We start from the raw sequence: 3,876 nt of genomic DNA on the forward strand, positions 1-3,876 counted from the left end.
CCTGCCCCCTGCCCCCTGCCGGTATGGAAGTCCACCGTCGGCAGTGGCCGAGCCTTCCTTGACACCCCTTACTTCCCCAAGGCCCAGAAGAAGCGGCTCGAGCCCGGGTGGAGCGGTCCCAGCCGGTCGTGGGCGAGATCCTCCAGGCCACACGGACCGAAGAGGAGAAGGTGAGATGAGCATGGCACGGACAGCCATGATCGCGGCCCGTGATCCATGGAGATCACGGTGACATATCCTCCACTAAAGGAGAGATATCTGACTTGCCCCGTTAGTGTGGCTATTTCCGCAGGATGCTGGTACGGGGTTGGAGTCGAGGGCATGGCGTTCGCAGAATCTGCCGGCAGCGGAGCGTCCGCCTCCCCCGGTCAACCAGGCAAGCGGTACAGGGCGCAGTCCTTGGTCCCGCTGCTTGCTGTGTGCGCCGGGTACTTCATGGTGATCCTGGACGTGACGGTCATCAGCGTCGCGGTGCCGGTGATCGGCCGGGAGCTGTCGGCCTCCGTCACGGGCATCCAGTGGATCACCGACGGATACACCCTGGTCTTCGCCGGTTTCCTGCTGACGGGCGGTGCGCTGGGTGACCGGTTGGGAAACCGCCGGATCTTCTGCGCGGGCGTGGTCGTGTTCACCGCCTCCTCCGCCGCCTGCGCTCTCGCGCCCAATGCTCCTTTCCTGACCGTCGCCCGTCTGGTGGAGGGGCTGGGGGCGGCACTGATCGTGCCCGGTTCGCTGGCACTGCTCCGGCAGGCGTATCCCGCTCCGGCTGCTCGTTCGAGGGCCTTCGGTCTGTGGGGATCCATGGCTGGCATCGCGGCCTCCGCCGGGCCGCTGCTGGGTGGGCTGCTGGTCTCCACGGTGGGCTGGCGATGGGTGTTCCTGATCAACCTGCCCGTCGGCGTCGCCTGCCTCGTGCTGACACTCCGCCATGTGGAGTCCTCCTCCCGCCTGGTCTCCCGTGCCGTCGACTGGCCCGCACAGTGTGCGGTCGTGGCGGCGGTGGCCTTGCTGACGGCCGCGCTCAACGAGGCTGGACGACGTGGGTGGACCGCTCCGGCGGTCCTCACGGGGGTGGGCCTGTCCGTGCTGGCCGCCGCGGCGTTCGTGGTCCGCGAACGGCTGGCGGGCTCTCCCGCCGTACCGCTGGACCTGCTGTGCTCGCGTGCTCTGGGCGGCGGCATCGCCATCGGCATGCTGTTCAACTTCGGCTTCTACGCCATGCTGTTCACCGCCAGCCTGTACTTCCAGCACCAGCGCGGCTTCAGCGCGCTCGCCACCGGAGCGGCGCTGCTCCCCGCGGTGGCGATGACCATGTTCGCTTCCGTCGTGTCGGCTCGGCTCACCCGCCGCACCGGAGACCGCCCCTTGGTGATCACCGGCATGCTCCTGGCCTCCGCCGGCCTGGCGGGATGGACCGCGGCCGGAGCCGACCCCGCCTACCCGCTGCTCATCGCCCCCATGATGGCAGCAGGATTCGGCACCTCTTTCGCACTCACCGGCGCGACCTCCACGGTGATGGGTGCCGCGCCCCTGGCGTACTCAGGGACCGTTTCCGCTCTCTTCAACACCACCCGCCAGGTGGGCAGTACGACCGGCGTGGCCCTCGGCGGCACCCTGCTCGCCACCGCCGCCACCTTCGGTCAGGGACTCCGCGTCAGTACGGCCATCGGCGCACTCGCCTACCTGACCGCCGCAGGCCTCGCATGGTGGTGCGTGCCCCCCAAACCCCCACACGATGCTCCTGGCACGAAGACCGGCACAGACCACTGACCCTGCCGGCGCCCCGTGGCAGACGACGCAGAAGCGAAGTCCGGGGCCTGCTGAATGTCCGGTCGCTAGGGCCTGTCCGACGGGTCGGTGACGAACCGAGAGGAAGACTCGTCTTCAGGTTCGTGGGGCGGAGAGATCTCAGTGATGCAGAGTGGGCCCGGCTGGAGCCGTATGTACCAAGGAACGTGGGGCGGGGTGGGCGTTGGAAGTGTCACCGCAGGGTGATCAACGGGATTCTGTTTCGGCTGCGGACGGGTATCCCGTGGCGTGATCTGCCGTCCCGGTTCGGTAAGTGGCAGACGGTCTACGACCGGCATCGCCGCTGGTCGGCGGATGGCACCTGAGAGATGCTCCTGCGAGCCGTTCAAGCCGACGCCGATACGCAGGGGCGAATCGACTGGTCGATGGTCGGCGTGGATTCGACGATCTGCCGGGCTCACCAGCACGCTGCGGGTGCCCGTCACCGGCCGCCGAAAATGCCAGGTAGACGAGCCCGGCCGGCTCAACACCGGGACGATGAAGGGCTCGGCCGCTCTCGCGGCGGGCTCACCACGAAGATTCATCTGGCGAGTGAAGGCGGCCTACGACCCTTGGCCTTGCTGATCACCCCCGGACAATGGGGTGATGCACCTCAAATGGTTCCCGTCCTGGAGCGCGTCCGCGTCCCTCGGCCGAACGGCGGGCGCCCGCGCACCCGCCCGGACCACGTCAGCGGCGACCGGGCCTACAGCTCGCGGCGCAATCGTCGCTACCTCCGGCGCCGCCGGATCAAGCACACCATCCCTGAGCCGAGGAACCAGCAGGCCAACCGTGTGCGTCGTGGGAGCCGAGGCGGTCGGCCAACCAGCTTTGAGAAGGCTCGCTATGTCCGCAGGAACGAAGTGGAACGTCTGATCGGGAAGTTGAAGACCAACCGGGCAGTAGCCACGAGGTTCGACAAGCGGGCCTATGTCTTCCACGGCACCGTGACCGTCGCTGCCCTTCGACTGTGGCTCTATGCCTGACCCACCGGACGCAATCCGGTGGGGAGTGGGGGCGACGGGCGGGCCGGGGGAGGGGGCGGGGAGATCCCGCTGGTGCTGTCCCTCGGCCCGGCCGTCACTGTCAGCTCAATCCCGGGGCGATCATCCGCCGAGGTTTTCGATGAGGTACGACTTGAAGATGACGTTGTTGCCCTTCTTCACTCCGGGGTCCACCTTCGTTCGTACGCCGAGGCAGTCCACCTCCGTGAAGACGTAGACAGTCTCTTCCGCCATCGCGTTGTTGGGCCCGATGCCGAACCACAGGGGATGCCCCTGGACCTCGGGGAGGTTGTAACAAACGCCGTCCGCCGGCGGGTTTTCGAGCTGGCCCGACTGCCACGTCGACTTCGGCAGGAGCGGGTCGCCGTACTGGAAGAGGACAAAGCCCGTCGCGGCGTCGGCCGGTGTGGGGAGGGTGACGAGGAGGGCGAGGGCGCCGAGGGCGGCGCCGACCGTGTGACGCAGACGCATACGCGAACTTCCTTCTCTCTGTGGCAGCCGATCCGCGATCGGCCATCCGAGGGGATCATGGCGGGAAAACCCTTTCAGCACGCCGTTAACCCACAGGCGCCCGAGTGATCAAGGGAGCGCACAAAAGCAAACCTAGCGTTCACTCTGGGTAATCGAGCGCTCCGCCATAAGGGTTACCCGGGCGACCGTGATGCGTCTGACGCAAGCGATCAAGGCGCGAGCCATCAGACGACCTGCCGGACACGCCCTAGTGTGGCGCGTTGTTAGTGATGGCCTCGCCGGACTTCGTGTAGAGGGCCACGTTCCCGTCGCCCTGCATGATCAGCCCCTTGACGTCATACCTTTGTTGCGGAGTGTTCTGGCACCGGGCCTCGCCGCCCCAGTAGATGCCGATTTTCCCATCCTGGCACTTGAACTCGACACTGCCGTCCTCACTAAAAAGAGAATTTCCTGTGAGGAGCCACTCACCGTTACCCAGCGTGCTGCGGTTCCCCGAAGCAGCGTAGGCGCTGGTGCTCATGCTGATGACGGCCGCACCGGTCAAGGCGATCGCGGCAAGGATGCACTTGGCGTTGGTCATACCTGAAGAACGATCAGTCGTACAGATCGTTTC

The 3,876-nt window shown here is 66.7% G+C and carries 3 protein-coding genes and 1 pseudogene; 2 read left to right on the forward strand and 2 right to left on the reverse strand.

The window, feature by feature from the left end; genetic code table 11:
* Positions 1-321 precede the first annotated feature (321 nt).
* Complete coding sequence (locus ADK64_RS03075) at positions 322-1,770, forward strand: MFS transporter (RefSeq protein ID WP_199829468.1); 1,449 nt, start codon at positions 322-324, stop codon at positions 1,768-1,770.
* A 122-nt stretch (positions 1,771-1,892) separates the two neighbouring features.
* A pseudogene (locus ADK64_RS42410) lies at positions 1,893-2,774 on the forward strand (IS5 family transposase).
* 120 nt (positions 2,775-2,894) lie between these two features.
* Here the strand turns inward: ADK64_RS42410 and ADK64_RS03085 are convergent.
* On the reverse strand, positions 2,895-3,263 hold the full coding sequence (locus ADK64_RS03085; protein WP_053654598.1) for a hypothetical protein: 369 nt from the start codon (positions 3,261-3,263) through the stop codon (positions 2,895-2,897).
* A 247-nt stretch (positions 3,264-3,510) separates the two neighbouring features.
* On the reverse strand, positions 3,511-3,876 hold a 366-nt coding region (locus ADK64_RS03090; RefSeq protein WP_234384446.1), incomplete at its 5' end, for a hypothetical protein.

The sequence above is a fragment of the Streptomyces sp. MMG1121 genome (genome assembly GCF_001280015.1).
In the GTDB taxonomy this organism is placed as follows: domain Bacteria; phylum Actinomycetota; class Actinomycetes; order Streptomycetales; family Streptomycetaceae; genus Streptomyces.